The organism is Pseudomonas sp. NBRC 111143, assembly GCF_001320965.1.
GTDB classification, from domain to species: domain Bacteria; phylum Pseudomonadota; class Gammaproteobacteria; order Pseudomonadales; family Pseudomonadaceae; genus Aquipseudomonas; species Aquipseudomonas machongensis.
In genome coordinates this window covers 1-17,940 of record NZ_BCBT01000041.1, presented here as the reverse complement: position 1 = coordinate 17,940, position 17,940 = coordinate 1, and the positions used below count along the sequence as shown (strand labels likewise).

The 17,940-nt window shown below is 64.1% G+C and carries 15 protein-coding genes; 11 read left to right on the top strand and 4 right to left on the bottom strand.

The window, feature by feature from the left end; translation table 11 throughout:
* Positions 1 to 120: 120 nt before the first annotated feature.
* The 3 genes from APH44_RS20130 to APH44_RS20120 are packed head-to-tail and all read right to left on the bottom strand — an operon-like array spanning position 121 to position 5,035.
* The gene (locus APH44_RS20130) at positions 121 to 2,037 is read right to left on the bottom strand and encodes a response regulator (RefSeq protein ID WP_054894237.1); all 1,917 of its coding nucleotides are present in this window, start codon (positions 2,035 to 2,037) and stop codon (positions 121 to 123) included.
* Positions 2,034 to 2,924, bottom strand: coding sequence for an ABC transporter substrate-binding protein (locus tag APH44_RS20125; protein WP_054894236.1), 891 nt, complete (start codon positions 2,922 to 2,924; stop codon positions 2,034 to 2,036). The genes APH44_RS20130 and APH44_RS20125 overlap by 4 nt, the downstream gene beginning before the upstream one ends.
* On the bottom strand, positions 2,924 to 5,035 hold the full coding sequence (locus APH44_RS20120; protein ID WP_054894235.1) for a TonB-dependent siderophore receptor: 2,112 nt from the start codon (positions 5,033 to 5,035) through the stop codon (positions 2,924 to 2,926). Before APH44_RS20120 ends, APH44_RS20125 begins: the two co-directional genes overlap by 1 nt.
* A 238-nt stretch (positions 5,036 to 5,273) precedes the next feature.
* On the opposite strand from APH44_RS20120, the gene APH44_RS20115 reads away from it, so the two are divergent.
* From APH44_RS20115 to sixA, 3 genes are read left to right on the top strand one after another with little or no spacing between them, the layout of a single operon-like run.
* Positions 5,274 to 6,299, top strand: coding sequence for an NAD(P)H-dependent glycerol-3-phosphate dehydrogenase (locus APH44_RS20115; protein WP_054894234.1), 1,026 nt, complete (start codon positions 5,274 to 5,276; stop codon positions 6,297 to 6,299).
* Between the two features lie 37 nt (positions 6,300 to 6,336).
* Positions 6,337 to 6,684: a DUF4389 domain-containing protein gene (locus tag APH44_RS20110; protein ID WP_054894233.1), complete on the top strand. Its 348-nt coding sequence runs from the start codon at positions 6,337 to 6,339 to the stop codon at positions 6,682 to 6,684.
* Entirely contained in the window at positions 6,681 to 7,145 is a 465-nt protein-coding gene (gene sixA, locus APH44_RS20105) for a phosphohistidine phosphatase SixA (protein ID WP_054894232.1), read from the top strand. Before APH44_RS20110 ends, sixA begins: the two co-directional genes overlap by 4 nt.
* 259 nt (positions 7,146 to 7,404) lie before the next feature.
* On the opposite strand, the gene APH44_RS20100 is transcribed toward sixA, so the two are convergent.
* Positions 7,405 to 9,336 carry a hypothetical protein gene (locus APH44_RS20100; RefSeq protein WP_054894231.1) on the bottom strand — a complete coding sequence of 644 codons (1,932 nt, stop codon included), beginning with the start codon at positions 9,334 to 9,336 and terminating at the stop codon, positions 7,405 to 7,407.
* 225 nt (positions 9,337 to 9,561) lie between these two features.
* On the opposite strand from APH44_RS20100, the gene APH44_RS20095 reads away from it, so the two are divergent.
* The 8 genes from APH44_RS20095 to kdpC all read left to right on the top strand — a co-directional run bounded on the left by APH44_RS20095 (position 9,562) and on the right by kdpC (position 17,859).
* A complete protein-coding gene (locus APH44_RS20095) occupies positions 9,562 to 10,350 on the top strand; it encodes an alpha/beta fold hydrolase (protein WP_054894230.1) in 789 nt (262 codons plus the stop codon).
* On the top strand, positions 10,347 to 11,201 hold the full coding sequence (locus APH44_RS20090) for an alpha/beta fold hydrolase (protein ID WP_054894229.1): 855 nt from the start codon (positions 10,347 to 10,349) through the stop codon (positions 11,199 to 11,201). The genes APH44_RS20095 and APH44_RS20090 overlap by 4 nt, the downstream gene beginning before the upstream one ends.
* Positions 11,202 to 11,308: 107 nt before the next feature.
* On the top strand, positions 11,309 to 12,103 hold the full coding sequence (locus tag APH44_RS20085; protein ID WP_054894228.1) for a DUF4892 domain-containing protein: 795 nt from the start codon (positions 11,309 to 11,311) through the stop codon (positions 12,101 to 12,103).
* A gap of 12 nt (positions 12,104 to 12,115) precedes the next feature.
* A complete protein-coding gene (locus tag APH44_RS20080) occupies positions 12,116 to 13,162 on the top strand; it encodes an AI-2E family transporter (protein WP_054894227.1) in 1,047 nt (348 codons plus the stop codon).
* 264 nt (positions 13,163 to 13,426) lie between these two features.
* Positions 13,427 to 13,516 carry a K(+)-transporting ATPase subunit F gene (gene kdpF, locus APH44_RS29315; RefSeq protein WP_082421007.1) on the top strand — a complete coding sequence of 30 codons (90 nt, stop codon included), beginning with the start codon at positions 13,427 to 13,429 and terminating at the stop codon, positions 13,514 to 13,516.
* 9 nt (positions 13,517 to 13,525) lie between these two features.
* Positions 13,526 to 15,220, top strand: coding sequence for a potassium-transporting ATPase subunit KdpA (gene kdpA / locus APH44_RS20075; protein WP_054894226.1), 1,695 nt, complete (start codon positions 13,526 to 13,528; stop codon positions 15,218 to 15,220).
* A gap of 10 nt (positions 15,221 to 15,230) precedes the next feature.
* Positions 15,231 to 17,282, top strand: coding sequence for a potassium-transporting ATPase subunit KdpB (gene kdpB / locus APH44_RS20070; RefSeq protein ID WP_054894225.1), 2,052 nt, complete (start codon positions 15,231 to 15,233; stop codon positions 17,280 to 17,282).
* A gap of 13 nt (positions 17,283 to 17,295) precedes the next feature.
* Positions 17,296 to 17,859: a potassium-transporting ATPase subunit KdpC gene (kdpC, locus tag APH44_RS20065; protein ID WP_054894224.1), complete on the top strand. Its 564-nt coding sequence runs from the start codon at positions 17,296 to 17,298 to the stop codon at positions 17,857 to 17,859.
* Positions 17,860 to 17,940 lie beyond the last annotated feature (81 nt).

The window sequence follows — 17,940 nt, the reverse complement described above, 5'->3', positions numbered from 1 at the left end:
ATTGCGTTGTGGTGAAAGTCACAGCGCACCTGGCAAAAGAAGTACAGGTGTGCACTGAAAGTTTTATTTTCAGGGCCAACGACGGCCCTGTCCAGTCTTTAAGACTGCCGCACTTTATCATTAATCGCCAGTCGCGGCTGTCCGGCCGGGCAACCAGCGCTGCAGAATGCGTTGCAGATCGGTACGTTTGAACGGTTTGCTCAGGTAATCGTTCATTCCTGCAGCCAGGCAGCGTTCACGATCGCCCTGCAGGGCATTGGCGGTCAAGGCGATGATCGGCAGTTGCGCGCCGTGCTGGCGGATGCGGCGTGTGGCTTCGTAGCCGTCCATCTGGGGCAGGCGACAGTCCATCAGGATCGCCGCAAAACTTTGCTGGCCCGCCATTTCCACCGCTTGCGCGCCGTCCAGTGCCACGCTGACCTCGAAGCCCAGGCTGCGCAGCATGGCTTCGATGACGCTCTGGTTGACCGGATTGTCTTCCACCAGCAGGACGCGCTGGCCGTCGCCACCCAGCAGTGCGTCATGCTCGTGACCGAGCAGGCGCGCTGCTGGCCTGCTCGACAGCATCAGAGGGACTTCCAGGGTGAAGGTCGAACCCATGCCCTCGCGGCTTTCGCCGCGCAACTTGCCGCCCATGCGCTCGGCCAGGGTACGGGCGATGGACAGGCCCAAGCCGGTGCCGCCGTAACGCCTTGAAATAGAACTGTCGGCTTGCTGGAAGGCGACGAACATCGTTTCCAGGCGATCGCTGTCGATACCGATGCCGGTATCGCGGACCGCGCAGGTCAGCCAGAGCAGCTGACGGTCGAGCATTTGCCAGCGGGCCTCGATCTCCACTTCGCCGCGCTCGGTGAACTTCAACGCATTGCCTACCAGGTTCAACAGGATCTGGCGGATGCGTGTCGGATCGCCGATCACTTGCAGGCGGTCCATGCCCGGCGGCAGGTGCAGGTGCAGGGCCAGGTTGCGCTGTTGGGCGCTGTGCTGGAACGATTGCACGCTGCTGGCAATCAGCTCGCCAAGGTTGAAATCGATGTGCTCCAGTTCCAGGCTGGTGCGTTCGATACGCGAGAAGTCGAGGATGTCGTTGATCACCTTGAGCAGGTGGCCGGTAGACTCGCTGGCCACGGCCGTGTATTCGGCTTGCTCACCGGTCAGCGGGGTGGTTTCCAGCAACTGCAGCATGCCGAGTACGCCGTTCATCGGGGTCCGCAGCTCGTGGCTCATCATCGCCAGGAAGTCGGACTTGGCGCGGTTGGCCTGCTCGGCCTCCTCGCGGGCCTGGGTCAACTGGGCAATGGCCTGGCTCTGCTCGTGGCTGGCCTGGTCCAGGGCGCTGGCAAGGTTGTTGATGTGGCGTGCCAGATGGCCCAGTTCGCTATCGTCGACCACTGGCAATGGGGCGTTGAACTCGCCCTGCTGGATGGCCTCGACCGCATGCCCCATGTCACTGATCGGCTTGGACAGGCTCCTGGCCAAGCGCCGGGCGAGGAGGAAGGTAAACAGCAAGGCGAACAGCGCGGGAATGCCGGCCTTGATCACGATCTCCTGCTGGCGTTCGCTGAAGGCGTCGTCGGACATGCCGACGATCACTCGCCCCAGGTAATCGTCGCCAATGCTGGGGGGCGTCTTGCCTTCCTGCAGGAAGTCGTTGTCCAGGCGGATCTGTTGCAGGCGAATGGGCGCCTGGAACACCTCGACGCGCTGGGCGCGGCTGACGCTTTCACCCGACTGCTCGACGTAGACCAGGATGTGGTTGCGGCTGTCCTGCACCTCGAGAAAACGCACGTGAGGGATGCTCAGGGTCGCCCGCATCAAGCTTTCGAGCACCTCGTTGTTGCCTGAGATCACCCCGTATTCGGAGGCTGGCGCCAGTTGGTTGGCGATCAGTTGACCGGTGTGGTTGAGCTCCTGCCGCAAGTCCTGGATACGCACGAAGGTAAAGAAGCTGATCAACAGCAGGGTGAGCAGCAGCGCGGGCCCCAGGCTGATGATCTGGGTGCGTGTGTGGATGTCCCAGCTCAGGCGCTTGGTCATGGGGTGGGTTCTCCTTCGGCCAGGGCCAGGGCGGCGGCGTTCGGATCGATGGGCTCCAGGCCCAGGGCGCGGGCGACCTGCTGGTTGCCGCTGACCCCGTAGTGTTCGGGGTAGAGGCTACGGGGCCAGTGTGCCGGTGGCTGGTCGAGCAAGTCGTCGAGTACTGCCAGCCAGTCGTCCTGGTCGCTGTAGGTGCTCGCCAGGGCGCCAGCGCGAACGAAGCCGGCGTTGGGGCCGATCAGCGCCATCTGTCGGCCATAGCTGCTGAGCAGGACGTTCTTGGCGGTCTTGGAGTTGTACAACTCGGGATCGTCGATTCCCAGCAGAACGTCGCTGTTGCCCAGCAGGTGCTGCAACGGGCGGCTGTCACGCAGGTCGGCCCAGTCCTGGGCGACGATCTCCAGACCCAGTCCACGCGCAGCCTGGCGCAGCTCATCGATCAGAAAGCGGCTGCCGGGGCCGTACAGTACGCCAATGCGTCGCGCTTGCGGTAGCAGGTAGCGGGTCAGGCGTAGTTGCCGTGGCAGTGGCGGGTCGCTCCACAGAAGGCTCAGGTAGGAGGGGCGCGACTTTCCCAGGCGCTGTTCGGCCTGCACGCGGCTGACCCGCAGGGCCAGCGCCGCAGGACCTGCGGTTTCGCCCATGCGCCAGTCGAGTGCGACGTTGTCCAGCAGGATCAAGCGGGTCTCGGGTTTGAGCAACGCTGGGCGGGGCAGCTGCGCCACGGTCTGAAAGCGCACGTGGTCGTGAGGGCGGCGCGCCTCCAGTGCGGCGACGAAACTGCGCACTCCGGGCTGGTCTTCGCCGCCCACCAGCAAGATTTCGCTGGCCGAAAGCGCGCCCATCGGCCACAGGCATAGCAGCAACAGGCGCAGCAGGCGCAGCATCAGAACTCCAGCTCCGCGCTGAAGCTCAGGCGATGGCGGCTGTCGTAGCGGTTCTGCTCGATGGTGGTGGGCTGGTCGTCCAGGCGCTGTTGCCACAGCGCGGCGAGCTCCAGCGAGCTGCCATACACCCGCAGGCGCTTGGCCACACGCAGGTCTATACGCTCGTAGCGGTATTGGTTGAGAGCGTCGTCGCCATAATAGAAGAGGGCACTCGACCATCCCTGGCCCCAGTCGCGCATCCAGCCGGCCGAGCCGCTGTTGCGTGCGCTGAGGCGGCGGTCGTCGGGGTTGCTGGCCCAGGCGTCAACGTAGGCATAGGTCAGGCGCAGACGGTCGCGCATGCTCAGGCGCCAGTCCAATTGTGTCTCGGTGCCGCTGAAGCGGGCCTTGTTGGCATTGCTGGCGATGTACTGGTTGTTCTTCAGTGGCTCGCTGATCATCCCGGTGATTTCGTCGTAGAACAGCTTGACGTCCAGGCTCAGGTCGATGTCCGCGAAGTAGCCGTTGTAGCCCAGCTCGCGCGAGCGCATACGCTCCTGGTCGAGGTTGCCCGGGCCACGGGTCTTGACGAAGTATTCACCGTTCTGCAAACCCAGCGCATTGGGCGTGAGGTTCTTGACGGTGTAGCTCCAGTTGACGTTGTTCTCGAACATGTCCGGCGAACGTACGGCCTCGGAGTACACCGCACGCAGGCCGTGGCGCGGAGTGATCAGGTAGTTGACCGCCACGCGCGGAGTCAGCGAGCTGCCGGACAACTCGCTGTCCTCGAACATGGCCCCACCCTGGAGGATCCAGTGTTCGTCGGCACGCCATTCGAGCTGTCCGAACAAGCGCCAGGTGCGGTCGTCGAGGCTGCCGTTGAAGTAGGTCTGCGAGTCGGCACGGTCATAGCGGTAGTTGAAGCCGCTGAGCAGGCGCAGGGTGTCGGTGAGGCTCAGGGTATCCTGGATTTCCAGGTCGTAGCGGGTTTCGCGGGTGCTCTGGTCGACATCACCGCAGACTTCACGGTTACCGCCGTTGTCCCACTGGCTCTTGATCTGGTTGCGCAGGCTCTGCAATACCGGGTCGTTGTTGTTGGGCGGGTTGTTGGCGTTGCGCGCCACTTGTTCGGCGTAGTCTGGATTGAGTTGCCACAGCCGGGTCAACTCGGGGCTGAAGGCCAGCGTCGCATCGCAGGCACGCCATACCTGCTGGCGGTCGAACTGCTGCGCCGAGCCTTGTACGTACAGGCTGTGCTCGGGGCTGAAGTCGATGTTCCAGCGCACCGAGCCTGCGTAATCCTTGGCGTTGAGGTCGGCGTTGTCGCCACGTCCGGTGATGAAGGGGAACACCGGGGTATAGGTGTAGGGGCGTTGGTTGCTGCCTTCCTTGGCCGCCAGTTGCCATTCGAGGGTCTGGTCGGGCGCCAGGGTGTGGCTGGCGCTGAGGTTGAAGCGGGTCAGCCGGCGGCTGTCGCGGTAGTCCTGGCCGTACTGGTTCTTGTCGAAGCCATCGTCCTGCATGCCGGACATCGACAGGCGCAGATCGCCGCCTTCCCAGCCGAAGCCCTGGCTGGCATAGAAATCGTTGATGCCATCCTGGCCCTGGGTGATCTTCAATCGCGTGCCGTGGCTGTCGGCGGGGCTGCGGGTGAGGATGTTGACCACGGCCATCAGGGCGTTGGCGCCATAGCTGACGGTATTGGGGCCGCGGAACACTTCGATGCGTTGGATATCCTCGATCGCCAGCGGGATGTCGCTCCAGTCCACGGTGGCGAGGCCTGCGCGGTACACCGAACGGCCGTCGATCAGCACCTGCATGCGCCGGGCGTCGTTGACGTTGCTGCCATGGTAGTTGACGGTCGGCTGGTTACCGGCGCCGTAGCCGATCATCATGCCGGGCACCAGGCGCAAGAGCTCGGGGATGTCTCGTGCACCGCTGGCGCGGATCAGTTCGCTGTCGAGCACGGTCATGCTGCCGGGCACCGCGGCCGGGGATTGTTTCAGGCGTGTGGCGGTCAGAACCTGCGGCAGGTCCTGGTTGTCGATGAACAGGTCATCGGCCATGGCCGAACCCCCGAGCAGGGCGGTCAGCAACAGCAGGCGAGGGGCAGGAGGCGTGCCTGGGAACACGTGACGGCCTTGTGTGCGGGATAAACCAGGCATGGTAACCGACCGTGGGGGTTTTTCCAGTGATCTGCGCTGGATTTGCCACCCTCTTTCGGATAAATCCCCTCCGGCAGGGCATGCGTACGCGCGCCGTGCAGGCGGCTTTGCCTGTGAAGAGGCTGGTGCCGACACTGGTTCTGTAGCAGACGAGCCGTATAATGCCCGCGTCGCCACTCAACTTAATGGCTTTAACGGATTGAATATGACTGAACAGCAACCTGTTGCAGTTCTGGGAGGCGGGAGCTTCGGTACCGCCGTGGCGAACCTGCTGGCGGAAAACGGCAATCCGGTGCGTCAATGGATGCGCGACCCGGAGCAGGCCGAGGCCATGCGCGCCAACCGCGAGAATCCTCGTTACCTCAAAGGCATTCGCCTGCATGACGGCGTCGAGCCGGTCAATGACCTGCTGGCGACCCTGCAATCGAGCGACCTGGTGTTCGTCGCGCTGCCGTCGAGCGCCTTGCGCAGCGTACTCGCGCCACATGCCGAGCTGCTGCGCGGCAAGTGCCTGGTCAGCCTGACCAAGGGCATCGAGGCGCAGACCTTCAAGCTGATGAGCCAGATTCTCGAAGAGATCGCCCCCCAGGCGCGTATCGGCGTGCTGTCCGGGCCGAACCTGGCCCGTGAGATCGCCGAGCATGCCTTGACCGCCACTGTGGTTGCCAGTGAGGACGAGGCGCTGTGCCAGCGCGTGCAGGATGTCCTGCACGGGCGCACCTTCCGCGTCTATGCCAGCGCCGACCGCTTCGGTGTGGAGCTTGGAGGCGCGCTGAAGAACGTCTACGCGATCATCGCCGGCATGGCCGTGGCGCTGGAGATGGGCGAGAACACCAAGAGCATGCTGATCACCCGGGCGCTGGCCGAAATGACCCGCTTCGCCGTGAGCCAGGGCGCCAACCCCATGACCTTCCTGGGGCTGGCAGGGGTGGGTGACCTGATCGTCACCTGCTCCTCGCCCAAGAGCCGCAACTACCAGGTCGGACATGCCCTGGGGCAGGGGTTGAGCCTGGATGAGGCAGTCAGCCGCCTGGGCGAAGTGGCCGAAGGGGTGAATACCCTGAAAGTGCTCAAGGCCAAGGCTCAGGAAGTGCAGGTCTACATGCCGCTGGTGGCCGGGCTGCACGCGATTCTGTTCGAGGGGCGAACCCTGGCCCAGGTGATCGAACACCTGATGCGTGCAGAGCCCAAGACCGACGTCGATTTCATTTCCACCAGCGGTTTCAACTGAGCCGTCAGCGGCTCCAAATCAGAGCAAGGAGCGACACATGAACGATACGCCCGAGCGCGCCCAGCGCGAGTCGATCATCCTGCGGGTGCTGTGGATGCTGGTGTTCCTGGTGGTCTGGCAACTGGCCGAGCTGCTGCTGGGCGGGCTGGTGCTGGTGCAACTGATCTACCGTCTGGTGTATGGCGCGCCGAGTGCCAGCCTGATGAACTTCGGCGACAGCCTCAGCCAGTATCTGGCGCAGATCGGTCGCTTCGGCACCTTCCACACCGACCAGAAACCCTGGCCGTTTGCCGACTGGCCTGGCCCCCGTGCCCCTGAAGGCGAGGCGCCGCATGCGGTTGCCCCGGCACCGCACCCGGTGCGCGACGAGGAGCCCAAGCTGTGAAGCTGTGGATCCTGCGGCATGGCGAGGCAGAGCCACGGGCCAACACCGACGCCGAGCGTCGCCTCACGGCCCATGGTCGCGAGCAAGTGCTGCACAGTGCTGCGCGCTTGCTAGGCCAACCACTGCAGGCGATCTACGCAAGCCCCTTCGTGCGCGCCCAGCAGACGGCCACCCTGGTACACGACACCCTGGGCTTCGCCGAATCGGTGCGCACCGTGCCCTGGCTGACGCCGGAGAGCAATGTACAGCAGGTGATCGGGCAGCTTGAGCGCCTGGGGCTGGAACATGTGTTGCTGGTCAGCCACCAGCCGCTGGTGGGTTCTTTGGTGGGTATGCTTGAGCATGGCCATGCTCAGCAGCCTGCGCCGCTGGGTACTGCCAGCTTGGCGGAGCTGGAAGGGGATTGGCCGTTGGCGGGGCTGATGACCCTGCGCACTTTGCATCATGCCTTCTGCGGCTAATAGTCCGCCCATTTTGGCAAGGGGAGAGGGACGAAAGCCGTTGGGTCTTTAACGGCTTTGCACTTGGCGTTTGTTTGCCAGTTTCGATGCGTTTTCGATGAAACGGTGGAGAAGCGTGTGTGTTGCGCTTCGACCCCAGCACCGAGATGCGCACCTACCGCAGCATTCCCATGTCAGTCCGGCCTGCAGGTACCACTGGCCACGGTGCGTGGCGATCACAGCGGGGTGATCCGCAAGCATAGCCCTGGCGTCGAGCACGTCAGTTGGCCTTGATCCCCCATCCATCGGTCGATGTGTTCTTGTTTCGGGCCTGTTGCTGTCCGGTGACGGGAATGATTGCGATCCGCAAGAGGCCGGAGGCGTCGGCTGTCCAGCACCATCGGTCACTGCTGGCGGCACCGTTAGTCCTGGCACTATTCCATTCGTTGGCGCTTGGTAAACGCCCTCCTTGATTAGCAGCATGTCGCACAGCGTTATCGTATGAACCGAACGAGCCGAGCCCAAACAGGAGCTGAATGTTCGAACAGGTCACTGAATAGCTGACGGTATCTCCTGCTTGATCCGTAACCATGATCCTGGTGGTTCCGCTTTTGAGAGAGATCACCTTACCTGAGCTCTGATTGACATCAGCAATTGCTGGATTTTCGGCAGCGTAGCGGTATGGCGGTTTCCCTCCGGTGGCCGTACGAGTCACATGCGATCCAGCAGGAGGATTGGTGGGTATGGACGAGTCGCGGATAATGGTGCCGTTGAGTGTTACGGGGCTTGTGTCGATGGTCAGGGGCGGAGTTAGCGCGTTGATCCGCAGGTTCACGGCAGGCGAGGGGACCGCCGCCCCTCCAGAGACTCGGGTGACCAGGTACTGAACAGCCACCGTTCTGCCCGCATTGCCGTCTACCTGAGCCTTGGGAACAGAAAACGTGAGCCGACTTACGCTGCCAACAGTCTGCGGGGTGCCAGCGATCCCCGCAAAAGTCACCGACACCGCATCGCCGATGGCCATGCCACCGTAGACTTCGACCAGGACGGGCAGGCCAGTGGAGGGGACGGCTTGAGGTGGTAGTACATCGCCTGGGGCCAGGGGGATGACCGGTCTTGCAAGGACCAGCTCCTGGATCCTGTGTACGGTCCATACATCAGACTCAGGATTGCCTGCGTATAGGCCCCGGACTTTGAAGTCATAGGTCTTCACGCCCAAGCTTGTCAGTGTGCTTGTCCAACTGCCGTTCGCTGCGACAGGCTCGGTGCTTATCACGCTGGCGCCGTCGAGCACTTCGACCTGCTGGTTGGCTGATGCCTGACCGCTCAATACCAGGTTCGGCGAGGTCGTCGAGCTGCCGTGCGGCACCTCTAATCCGTTGTTGTCTTTCACGGAAACGATGGTGGGCCTGACCGCGATGATCTTCTCGAGCGTGTAGAGCACGTCCGGGAAAACTCGGGCCTGTCCCTCGTTGTTGGTGGCGTCGAATGTTACCGACACCGTTGCCGTGAGGCTGGAGCCATGCTTGAGCGCCTCCAGTTCGCTGCGTTGCAAGATCAGGTCCAGTCTTGCGGCTACCTGGTCCGCGATGACCTCTACGCCTCGGGTCAGGTAAAAGGTATGGGTCGAGCCATTTTCGAGGGTCCCGTCCAAGCGGACCCATACCCGTTGACCCACCGCGATCAATGGCCATGGTTCAACCTTGACCTGTGCATTACCGGTGAAGTTGTTGAGGTCGAGTACCTTGGTGGTTGCGTTGGCCTGGGGGATCACAGGGGCAGGCAAATGGGTTTGCGCCAGGGTTCCTACCGCCAGCAGCAGTGGCGAGGATAATTTCGCGGCCTGACCACTGCGTACTACTGCGTAGCGCAGGGTGACCGTCTTGCCCTGGCTGGCAGCCACCACGCTGACAGGCGCCTGGAAATCGACATAACCCAATAGACTTCCGGGTTGCTGGTCGCTCTGCCAACTGTCTGCAGCAGTGCTCCCGGACCAGTTCACTGCCAGGATGTCACTGGGTAGCATGGCCGGATACTGTGCCCTTACGGTAGCGCCGTTGAGCACGTCGATGGGATCGAGCCTGTCGCCCGTTGCCTGCAGTACGGAAGGTTTGGGGTAGTCTGTCTCGGCGCTGCGTGTGACCTTGAAAGTCAGAGGCCGCGAGACCGGGTTGCGCGTATGCAGTTGCTGCTTGCCCTCAGCGGTTGACATCGTCGACTCCTCAGGTTTCCCGGGGTTTATGGCTCAGTGTGAACCAGGCAAGAAACGGGTGAAACTGACAGAAATACCAGGTATCGCTCTGGCGCAGCGTGGTGTTGCGTCGCCTCGATAGCGCGCCGTGACCTGATAGCCCTTGCCGATGACCTTTCAGAACGTTGCCGCCAACCGGCAGGTTGCTGACAATGGGCTATCACTCTCCAGTCGGACCAGGCGGTCATGTCGCAGCAGATCTTCTTCGCCCATGCCAACGGTTTCCCTTCAGCCACCTACGGCAAGCTGTTCGCGGCCCTGGCCCCGGACTACCAGGTCTGTCACCTGGAGCAGCATGCCCACGACCCGCGCTTTCCAGTGGATGACAACTGGCAGAACCTGGTCGACGAACTGCTGCACCATCTGGCGCAGCAGGCGGCACCGGTCTGGGGTGTCGGTCATTCCCTCGGTGGTGTGCTGCACCTGCACGCCGCCCTGCGCCGACCCGAGCTCTACCGCGGTGTGGTGATGCTCGATTCGCCGGTGCTGACCCGCGCTGACCAGTGGCTGATCCGCACCGCCAAGCGCTTCGGTTTCATCGATCGCATCACGCCAGCCGGGCGAACCGAAGGACGGCGCGAGGCGTTTCCTGATCGCGACAGCGCGCGCAGTTATTTCGCCAGCAAGACGCTGTTCCGCCAGTTCGATCCCGATTGCCTCGAAGCCTATCTCGAGCACGGGTTGCAAACGGTGGAGGAGGGCGTGCGTCTGCGCTTCGACCCCAGCACCGAGATGCGCATCTACCGCAGCATTCCGCATGTCAGCCCGGCCCCTGCGCGTCAACTGCAGGTGCCACTGGCCATGGTGCGTGGCGATCGCAGTCGGGTGATCCGCAAGCACCACGCCATGGCGGTACGTGCGATGCCGCAGGGGGAGTATCACAGCGTTCCGGGCGGGCACATGTTTCCACTGGAGCGGCCCACCGATACTGCCAGCCTGATCAAGGGCCTGTTCGATCGCTGGAGCCAGACATGAGCGCTCAGGTCGAGGAGATTCGCCTGAGCCTGGGCCATATCGAACTGGCTGCACACCTGTTCGGCCCTGCCGACGGCCTGCCGGTGATCGCTCTGCACGGCTGGCTCGATAACGCCAACAGCTTCGCCCATCTGGCCCCGCGCCTGAAAGGCCTGCGCATTGTCGCGCTCGACCTGGCCGGGCACGGCTATTCACAGCATCGTCCGGCCGGGGCGAGCTACAACCTTGCCGATTATGCCCATGACGTGCTGCGAGTAGCCGAGCAACTGGGCTGGGAGCGCTTTGGCCTGCTTGGGCATTCGCTGGGGGCGATCATCTCGGTGCAGCTGGCGGGCGCACTGCCTGAACGGATCAGCCATCTGGCGTTGATCGATGGCGTCATCCCGCCTACGGTCGCCGAGCAGAATGCCGCCGAGCGCCTGGGTATGGCACTGCAGGCGCAACTGCGCCTGGATGGCAAGCGCAAGTCGGTGTACCCGACTCAGGAGGCGGGCGTGCAGGCGCGGATGAAGGGCATGGTCGCAGTTAGCCGCGAAGCTGCCGAACTGCTCGCCCAGCGTGGGCTCATGCCAGTGCCTGGCGGTTTCAGTTGGCGCAGCGACATTCGCCTGACCTTGCCGTCGCCAGTGCGCCTGAACGAGGCGCAGGCCATGGCCTTTGTGCACCGGGTGAGCTGCCCGACCTGCCTGGTGATCGCCGAGGACGGCATGCTGGCGCGCCACACAAGTCTGCTGGAGCAGCTACCCTTCGAGCAGGTGGCCTTGCCCGGTGGTCATCATCTGCACTTGAACGATGCGCAGGGCGCGGCCCTTGTCGCAGACTGTTTCAATCGCTTCTTTGGCTTTGCTTGACTTGCACTGGACAAGTGTCGAGGCTTGGCGGGTTGAACAGGGAGACAACCATACATGCCAGACATTCACGATCTTCGCCACGGCGCCCGGCGCCGCAAGGACGGCCGATGAGCGCGCCGTTCCTCGTTCGCAGTGCCATCGCCGCCTGCCTCACACTCGCCAGCCCGCTGCTGTGGGCCGGGAGCCTGCCGGTGCCGGCCGACGCCAAGGTGGTCGACCAGCGTCCGGTCGTGGAGGGGGAGAGGGTCTACCCCATGGGCCCGGTACGCAAGATCAGCGGTCGCCTGCGCGTCGAGGGCAAGGTCGAGAGCCGTGGCCAGGTCAGCTCGGTCACCTACGAACTGCCGGTGGAGCGCACTGCCCGCGAGGCCTTTACCAGCGCGCGTGAGGAGCTGCAGCGTGACGGTGGCTATCCGCTGTTCTGGTGCCAGGGCCGTGACTGCGGCGAGGCCAGCATCTGGGCCAACGATGTGTTCAACAACGCCCGTCTCAATGGTGGCGACGAGCAGCAGGCCTTCATTCTTTTGCGCCGCTCGGCCGAAGAGGCCGACACGCTGGTCGCCCTGTACAGCGTCACTCGCGGCAATCGCCGCGCCTACCTGCATGTCGAGGAATTCGTCGCTGACAGCCCGCTGGGCGAAGTGCTGCCGACACCCGCCACGGTGCTGCGTGAGATGCGCGATACCGGCAAGCTCGACTACCCTGACCTGAGCGCACCACAGCCTGCGTGGGTTTCGCTGCTGGCCCGCAGCCTGAACCTGGACAGCACCCTGCGTGCCAGCCTCAGCGGCCAGGCGGCCGAAGCCTGGCGCGAGCAACTGGTCAAGGCCGGTGTACGCAGTGCCCGTCTCGAAGTGGGTACGGCGCCTACCGATGGCCTGCATCTGGAACTGATTCGTTGAACGAGGGCCATCATGGCCAACAATGACCGTCTGCTGGTCCAGATTCTGTTGCTGGCGCTGTTGGGCGCCGCCTTGTGGGTCATGGCACCGTTCATCTCGGCGCTACTCTGGGGGGCGATTCTGGCCTTTGCCAGCTGGCCGCTGATGCGCTTGTTGACGCGCCTGCTGGGTGGGCGCGAAACCCTCGCGGCCAGCATCCTCACGACGGTGTGGATCCTGGTGGTTGCCCTGCCGCTGGTGTGGCTGGGCTTCAACCTGGCCGACCATGTGCGTGACGCCACCAACTTCGTGCGTGACGTGCAGTTGGAGGGTTTGCCGGATGCGCCGGAGTGGGTGCGTGGCATTCCCTTCATCGGCGAGCGCCTGGTCAACTGGTGGGAGTCCCTCGACCAGCAGGGTGCGGCCCTGATTGCCTCGGCCAAACCGTACCTCGGCCAGGTCGGCAATTGGTTCCTGGCGCGTAGCGCCCAGATCGGCAGCGGCGTGCTGGAGCTTACGCTCAGTATCGTCTTCGTGTTCTTCTTCTACCGCGACGGCCCACGCCTGGCCGCGTTCGTGCAACGCTTGCTGCAGCGCCTGGTGGGCGAGCGCGCCGAGTACTACATCGACCTGGTGGCCGGTACCGTACAGCGGGTGGTCAACGGTGTGATAGGTACTGCTGCAGCGCAAGGGCTGCTGGCGTTGATCGGCTTCCTGATCGCCGGCGTGCCCGGGGCAATCGTGCTGGGCCTGGTGACCTTCATGCTCAGCCTGATCCCGATGGGGCCGCCACTGGCCTGGATTCCTGCCACCGGCTGGCTGGTGTGGAAGGGCGAGTATGGGATGGCGGTGTTCCTCGGGATATGGGGCACCTTCATCATCAGTGGCGTGGACAACGTGCTCAAGCCGTATCTGATCAGCCGGGGGGGCAACCTGCCGCTGGTGATCGTGCTGCTCGGCGTGTTTGGCGGGTTGATCGCGTTTGGCTTCATCGGGCTGTTCATCGGGCCGACCCTGCTTGCCGTCGGCTACAGCCTGCTGCTGGACTGGAGCCGGCATTCGGGGCAGGTTCAGCGCTGACCTGCAGCGTTCTCTTCGCGGGCAAGCCCGCTCCTACAGGCACCGCGATCTGCTGTAGGAGATTCTGTCTTGCTCAAAATTTAAAGACCAGCCCAATCCCTGTGGGAGCGGGCTTGCCCGCGAAGAGGCCGGTATTGATGATCCAGAAGCCAAACTTTACGCATTCTTTATTCCCATCCCGCCCCCCCGATCTCGTCCCTTTACGCCCCCCGCCCCGACAATTTCCCCAAAGCGGCCGACGCCGCAAGACGGGGAGATCCACCGATGAACATGCTCGACGGAGTGTCACTGCTGCTGGCAGTGGCGTTGTCCATTTACCTGCTGGTGGCGCTGCTGCGCGCCGATCGCAGCTAGGGAGCGGCCATGCACAGCTACGACTTCGCATTGCTGCTGGCGTTTCTAGCCCTTGTGCTGCTACCAGCACCCTGGCTTGGGCGGTTCTACTACAAGGTCATGGAGGGTCAGCGCACCTGGCTGTCGCCGGTCCTCGGCCCGGTAGAGCAGGGTTGTTACCGGTTGTCCGGGGTGCGCGCCGAGCAGGAGCAGAACTGGAAGCAATACACCCTGGCGCTGCTGGCCTTCAACCTGGTGGGCTTCCTGGTGCTGTTCGCCGTGCTCCTGCTGCAGGGCTCGCTGCCGCTCAACCCGCAGCACCTGCCGGGCCAGGAATGGTCGCTGGCATTCAACACCGCTGTCAGCTTCATGACCAACACCAACTGGCAGGCCTATAGCGGTGAGGCCTCGCTCAGCTACCTGAGCCAGATGATCGGCCTGACCGTGCAGAACTTCGTCAGCGCTGCCACCGGCCTTGCCGTGCTGGTCGCCCTGTGCCGTGGTATCGGCCGGCGCTCCACCCACAACCTGGGTAACTTCTGGGTCGACATGACCCGTGCCACCCTCTATGGCCTGCTGCCACTGTGCATCGTGCTGGCGTTGCTGCTGGTGTGGCAGGGTGTGCCACAGACCTTCGCCGACTACGCCCATGCCGTCACCCTGCAAGGTGCCGACCAGAGCATCCCACTGGGCCCTGCCGCCAGCCAGATCGCGATCAAGCAACTGGGCACCAACGGCGGCGGCTTCTTCGGCGTCAACTCGGCGCATCCGTTCGAGAACCCCACGGCCTGGAGCAACCTGTTCGAGGTGGCTTCGATCATTCTGATTCCGGTGGCACTGGTGTTCACCTTCGGCCATTACGTCAAGGACCTGCGCCAGAGCCGGGCGATCCTGGCATGCATGTTGGGCCTGTTCCTGATCGGCGGTGCGGTCGGCCTGTGGGCCGAGTACCAGCCCAACCCGGCCCTGGACAGCGCTCAGGTGCAGCAAAGTGCGCCGATGGAAGGCAAGGAAAGCCGCTTCGGCACCACCGCTAGCGTGCTGTGGGCCGTGACGACGACCTCCGCCTCCAACGGCTCGGTCAACGCCATGCACGACAGCCTCAACCCGCTGACCGGCATGGTGGCGATGGTCAACATGATGGTCGGCGAGGTGATCTTCGGCGGCGTCGGTGCGGGCCTCTACGGCATGCTGCTGTTCGTGCTGATCGCGGTATTCCTGGCCGGGTTGATGATCGGTCGCACGCCGGAATACCTGGGCAAGAAGTTGCAGGCCCGTGAAGTGCAATTGTTGGTCGCGACACTGCTGGTGATGCCGGTTGGCGTGCTGGTGCTCGGCGCCATCGCCGCCAGCCTGCCGGGGCCGGCAGGTGCGGTGAGCAATCCGGGGCCGCATGGTTTCAGCCAGTTGCTGTATGCCTACACCTCCGGCACCGCCAACAACGGCTCGGCTTTCGGCGGGTTCAGTGCCAACACGGTGTTCCACAACCTGATGATCGGCCTGGCCATGCTGATCGGGCGCTTCGGCTACATCCTGCCAGTGCTGGCCCTTGCAGGCAGCCTGGCCGCCAAGAAAAGCGCGCCGCAGGGCCAGAACAGCTTCCCCACCCATGGCCCGCTGTTCGCCGGCCTGCTGTTGGTGACCATCCTGCTGGTCGGTGGACTGACCTTCCTGCCGACCCTGGCCCTGGGGCCGATCGCCGAACAGCTGAGCCTGGGTTTCTGAGGATCCGAACATGAACATGCCCATTTCTGAAGTGAAAGCTCCCCGCGCCGTCGACCAGACCCGCTTCGCCGCGCTCTGGCGCCCGGCCCTGGTGCAGGCCTTCGTCAAGCTCGATCCGCGCCAGCTCAAGCGCTCGCCGGTGATGCTGGTGGTCGCCCTGACGGCTGTGCTGACCACGGTCCTGTGCCTGGTGCCCGGCAGCGGTGTGAGCACCGGCGTGGCGGTGCAGATCGCCCTGTGGCTGTGGTTCACCGTACTCTTTGCCAACTTTGCCGAAGCCTTGGCGGAAGGCCGGGGCAAGGCCCGTGCCGATAGCCTCAAGGCCGGCAGCCAGGGCCTGACCGCTCAGCGCCGTCTGGCCAATGGCAGCTTCGAAACCGTCGCTGCCACCGCATTGCGCAAGGACGATGTGGTGCGCGTGGTGGCCGGTGAACTGATCCCGGGTGATGGCGAGGTGCTCGAAGGCATCGCCGCCGTCAACGAGGCAGCGATCACCGGCGAGTCGGCGCCGGTGATCCGTGAGTCCGGTGGCGATCGTTCGGCGGTGACCGGCAATACCCGGCTGGTTTCCGACTGGCTGCTGATTCGCATCACCAGCAACCCCGGTGAGTCGACCCTGGACCGCATGATCGCCCTGGTCGAAGGCGCCAAGCGCCAGAAGACCCCCAACGAGATTGCCCTGGATATCCTGCTGATCGGCCTGACCCTGATTTTCCTGATCGTGGTGGTGACCTTGCAGCCGTTCGCCCATTTCGTGGGTGGCAGCCTGCCGCTGATCTTCCTTGCCGCGCTGCTGGTGACGCTGATCCCGACGACCATTGGTGGCCTGCTGTCGGCCATCGGTATCGCGGGTATGGATCGCCTGGTGCGCCTTAACGTCATCGCCCGCTCCGGGCGTGCGGTGGAGGCTGCGGGCGACGTGCACACGTTGATGCTCGACAAGACTGGCACCATCACCTTCGGCAACCGCCGCTGCAGTGCCCTGCACGCCGCGCCGGGTGTTACCGCCAAGGAGCTGGGGGAGGGAGCCTTGCTTGCCTCGCTGGCCGACGACACGGCCGAGGGCAAGTCCATCGTCGACTACCTGCGCCAGTTGCACGACTTCGACGAGCCGGCTGCCGCGCAGTACAGCGCCATCGCCTTCAGCGCCGAGACGCGCCTTTCGGGTATCGACTTCGGGCAACGTCACTACCGCAAGGGCGCGGTGGACGCGGTGCTGGCGTTCGTCGGCCTGCAACGCCTGGAAATGCCGGCTTCGCTGGCCCGTGAAGTCGAACGCATCGCCCAGAGCGGCGGCACCCCCTTGCTGGTATGCGTCGACCGCCACCTGCTGGGGGTGATTCACCTCAAGGACGTGGTCAAGCCCGGCATCCGTGAGCGTTTCGCCGAGTTGCGCAAACTGGGTATCCGCACCGTGATGGTGACCGGCGACAACCCGCTGACCGCTGCGGCCATCGCCGCCGAGGCCGGTGTCGATGACGTGCTTGCCGAGGCCACCCCCGAGAAGAAGCTGGCGCGCATTCGCCAGGAGCAGAATGACGGCCGCCTGGTCGCCATGTGCGGTGACGGTGCCAACGATGCCCCGGCCTTGGCCCAGGCGGATGTCGGCATGGCCATGAACGACGGTACCCAGGCGGCGCGCGAGGCGGCCAACATGGTCGACCTGGACAGCGATCCGACCAAGCTGCTGGATGTGGTCCAGGTCGGCAAGGAACTGCTGGTGACCCGTGGTGCACTGACAACGTTCTCCATTGCCAACGACGTGGCCAAGTACTTCGCCATCCTGCCGGCGCTGTTCGCTTCGATCTACCCACAACTGGGTGTGCTCAACCTGATGCGCCTGAGCAGTCCGCAAAGCGCGATCCTTTCGGCGATCGTCTTCAACGCGCTGATCATCATCGTATTGATCCCCCTGGCCTTGCGCGGTGTGCGCGTGCAGGCGGCAAGTGCCGCGCACCTGCTGCGGCGCAACCTGCTGATCTACGGCGTAGGCGGCATCCTCGTGCCGTTCGCCGGGATCAAGCTGATCGACATGCTGCTCACTGCACTGCACCTGGTCTGAAGGAGAGACGAACATGAGCACCTACGTACGCCCGGCCGTGAGCCTGGTCCTGCTGATGACCCTGGTCACCGGCGCGTTGTACCCGCTGGCGGTGACCGGTATCGCCCAGGTCGCCTTCCCCGAACAGGCCAATGGCAGCCTGGTGCGCGATGAGCAGGGGCAGGTTCGCGGCTCGGCGTTGATCGCCCAGGAATTCAAGGGCGACGGCTGGTTCCAGTCGCGCCCTTCGGCCGGCGCCTTCGCGACGGTGTCCAGCAGCGCGAGCAACCTGGCACCGAGCAATCCGGCGCTGGCAGAGCGGGTCAGGAGTGATGCCGCCGCCCTGTACCAGCCTGAGCTTGGGCCGGTGCCGCAGGCCCTGTTGACCACCTCCGGCAGCGGGCTCGACCCGCAATTGCCGCCGGAGGCGATCGCCTACCAGTTGCCGCGCGTGGCGGCGGCGCGGCAGATCTCCATCGAGCGCTTGCAAGCGCTGGTAGATGAGGCCACTCTGCGGCCATTGGTCGGCCCGCCGGTGGTCAATGTGTTGGCGTTGAACCAGGCGCTGGAGCGGTTGGCGCCTGTTACTGGTCGCTGATATCCAGACCGTGTCGCGGCCATCGCGGGGCAAGCCCGCTTCCACAGGTACTGCGCCGTTCTTATGGACGCCGGTGAGCCT